The organism is Mycobacterium sp. TH-M106, from assembly GCF_057473765.1.
The window spans coordinates 1-3,262 of the sequence record NZ_JBYCLE010000418.1 but is presented as its reverse complement, the minus strand read 5'-3'; the positions used below and the strand labels follow the sequence as shown (position 1 = coordinate 3,262).

Genomic DNA, 3,262 nt, shown 5'->3' with positions numbered 1-3,262 from the left:
ATGGCATTCCTCCGGCGACCGCCGGTCAGGCCTGCACGATGATCGGATCGCCGATGTGCACCGTGTCGAAGTACCAGGCGGCGTTGTCCGGGCTGAGGTTGATGCAGCCGTGGCTGACGTTCGCATAGCCCTGGGAGTCCACCGACCACGGCGCCGAATGCACGTAGACACCGCTCCAAGTCACCCGGACCGCGTACTGGCCGTCGAGCAGATAGCCCTCGGGATCTTTGAGGGGGATGCCGATGGTGCGGGAATCGAACTTGACAGTCCGCTCCTTCGACAGCGCGGTGAAGGAGCCGATCGGTGTCGGGCGCTTGGGCTTGCCCATGGAGGCCGGCATCACCCGCAGCACCTCGCCGTTGACGCTGACGGTGAAGGTGTGCTCGGAGATGTCGGCGACAGCCAGCACGGCGTCACCGGTTTCGAAACCGGTAGACAGCCCGTGCGCATCGACGTCCACCTTGCTGTGCGCTCGCCAGAACCCATCCGGAATCCATTGCACGACATCGTTGCTGACCCATGTGAACCGCCCGGTGGTGTTGCCCGATCCGGGCTTCGTCGTGATGTGGATGCCGCGCTCGGCCGCGGCCCGGTCACCGACCGGCCCGGTGAACGTCACCGTCACCGGGTATCCCACGCCCACCACGGAACCGGGCGCAGGCTGGATCATCAAAACGCCGACGATGGATGCCGGGGGCGCCTGCGCGGCTTGGCTGACGCTGGCGGAAACCGCCATCGCCATGGCGAAAACTCCCCCTACAGCGCATACCCGGCGCACTGTCCTATACATGGCGTCCATTCTCCCCCAAGCATCCTGGAATGCCAGCTACCGTCCGCGGTTACTGCGGTTACTGCTGGCAGCACGTTGGGACCAAGTTACCCCAGACCGCCCGCGCGCCCGACTCGCCGATCCGGTAGATCTGCAACGTCGTCACGGTGGCCGTGACGATCACGACCGCGGCTATCGACCACCGCAGCAGCGGATGCACGGCGCTTCCGCGCTCCAGGAGAACGTGCAGGCCGGCCAGGAGCACAGCTGCGATCACCAGCGCCACCGAGAAGTAGATGGCGGTCTCGCCCAGATTCATGTGATCGTCCGCGGCCGGCGTCTCGTCGACGTGACCGCCCAGCCATTCGCCCGCGTGGATGGCCAGCGGTGTCATGATCAGGGTGAAAACCGCCAGCGCCAGCACCAGCCAGACCAGCCGGCGGCGTGCCTGCGGCCACACCGCGCAGATGATCATCAGGATTGCTGTCAGCGGGCCCAGCACGACGATGACATGGTTGAACAGGATGTGGGCCGGCAGCCCATGAAAGACCGTCATAGGCCCCTACCTGGTCGCGGCGGTCCGTCAACTACCTGTGTGCCTCCCGTAGAGTTCACGCGGTTGCCCTGACCTGGGCGGCGGCCGACTCGGGCATGGGGTCGTAACGGACGAACGTCCGAGTGAACGAGCCGGCGCCGTGGGACAGCGAACGCAGGTCGATGGCGTAGCGGGTGAGTTCGACCTGCGGTACCTCCGCCTTCACCAACGTCCGGTCCGCACCGACCTTGTCGGTACCGAGCACCCGGGAGCGACGGGCGGAGAGGTCGCCCATCACCGTCCCCACCAGCTCGTCGGGGATCAGCACCGTGACATCGTCGATCGGCTCCAGCAGCTGTACGCGGGTTCCCGCCGCCGCCTCGCGCAACGCCAGCGCGCCGGCCATCTGGAACGCGTAGTCCGACGAGTCGACGCTGTGCGCCTTCCCGTCGAACAGGGTGACCCGGATATCGACCATCGGATACCCGGTGCCGCCCGTGCCGCTGACACCCCTCTCCATCTGCGCGCGGATTCCCTTCTCCACGCTGGGAATGTACTGCCGTGGCACCGCGCCGCCGACCACCTTGTCGACGAACTCGAATCCCGAACCTTCCGGCAACGGCTCCACCTCAATGTCGCAGACCGCGTACTGGCCGTGTCCGCCGGATTGCTTGACATGCCGGCCGTGTCCCTTCGCTGTGCCGGCGAAGGTCTCGCGCAGCGGTATGCGCAGGGCGACGGTGTCCACCGCCACCCCGTAGCGGTTGGCCAGCGCATCGAGCACCACGCCGGAATGTGCTTCGCCCATGCACCACAGCACTGTCTGGTGGGTCTCCGGGTTCTGCTCGACCCGCAACGTCGGGTCTTCGGCGGCCAACCGCGCCAACCCGACCGACAGTTTGTCCTCGTCGCTTTTGGCGTGCGGCGCGACCGCGACCGGCAGCAGTGGTTCCGGCATCGTCCAGGGTTTGAGGACCAGTGGTGTGGCCTTGTCGGAGAGGGTGTCGCCGGTCTCGGCCCGACTCAACCGGCCGATCGTGCAGATGTCGCCGGCGACCACGGCGGATGCCGGCCGCTGCTGCTTGCCGAGCGGGAACGACAGCGCACCGATCCGGTCGTCCTCGTCATGATCAGTGTGGCCGCCGCGGCCTCCGCCAGGCCCGGAATCCGCGCCGAAAAACGAGGTGAAATGGCCCGACACGTGGACTGTTGCGTCGGGCCTGATGGTCCCGGAGAACACCCGGACCACGCTGACCCGCCCGACATACGGGTCCGAGGTGGTCTTGACCACCTCGGCCAGCAGCGGCCCGCTCGCGTCGCAGCTGAGAGCGGCGCGTGCCGCCCCGTCCGGGGTGAACACCTCGGGGAGTGGGTGTTCCGGGGGAGACGGGAATCCGCTGGTGATGACCTCGAGCAGTTCGGCCGTCCCGACGCCGGTGGTGCCGCACACCGGGATCACCGGGTGAAACGATCCGCGTGCCACCGCCTTCTCCAAGTCGGCGGTGAGCACCGCCTGTTCGATCTGTTCGCCGCCGAGATAGCGGTCCATCAGCGATTCGTCCTCGGATTCCTCGATGATCGCTTCGATCAACGTGCTGCGTGCTTGCTCGTCGCCGTGATCCGTTTCAGAGAGCAGTCCGATCAACCCGTCGTTTCCGCCGTTGATCGGGAGGTACAGGGGCAGCACCTTGTCTCCGAACGCGGTCTGGGCGACGGACAGCGCGTGGGGATAGTTCGCCCGGGCGTGGTCGAGTTTGGTGACCACCACCGCCCGCGGCATGCCCACCTGGCTGCATTCCTGCCAGAGCGATGTGGTCGCGGCGTCGACGTCGTCGTTGGCGGCGATGACGAACAGCGCGCCGTCCGCCGCGCGCAGCCCGGCCCGCAGTTCGCCGACGAAGTCCGCGTAGCCGGGGGTGTCGATCAGGTTGACCTTGGTGTCGTTGTGTGACAGCGAC

At 67.0% G+C, this 3,262-nt stretch carries 3 protein-coding genes; all 3 read right to left on the bottom strand.

Annotated features, from left to right (window positions below; translation table 11 throughout):
• Positions 1–25 precede the first annotated feature (25 nt).
• Complete coding sequence (locus tag AC2VOP_RS14645; protein ID WP_486961648.1) at positions 26–790, bottom strand: L,D-transpeptidase; 765 nt, start codon at positions 788–790, stop codon at positions 26–28.
• A 58-nt stretch (positions 791–848) separates the two neighbouring features.
• Positions 849–1,325, bottom strand: coding sequence for a hypothetical protein (locus AC2VOP_RS14640; RefSeq protein ID WP_486961647.1), 477 nt, complete (start codon positions 1,323–1,325; stop codon positions 849–851).
• A gap of 55 nt (positions 1,326–1,380) precedes the next feature.
• The coding region (locus AC2VOP_RS14635; RefSeq protein ID WP_486961646.1) for an elongation factor G-like protein EF-G2 at positions 1,381–3,262 on the bottom strand (1,882 nt) is incomplete at its 5' end.

Coding starts and splice junctions, on each gene's coding strand:
- AC2VOP_RS14645 (WP_486961648.1), bottom strand. CDS start 790: ATGTATAGGACAGTGCGCCGGGTATGCGCTGTAGGGGGAGTTTTCGCC.
- AC2VOP_RS14640 (WP_486961647.1), bottom strand. CDS start 1,325: ATGACGGTCTTTCATGGGCTGCCGGCCCACATCCTGTTCAACCATGTC.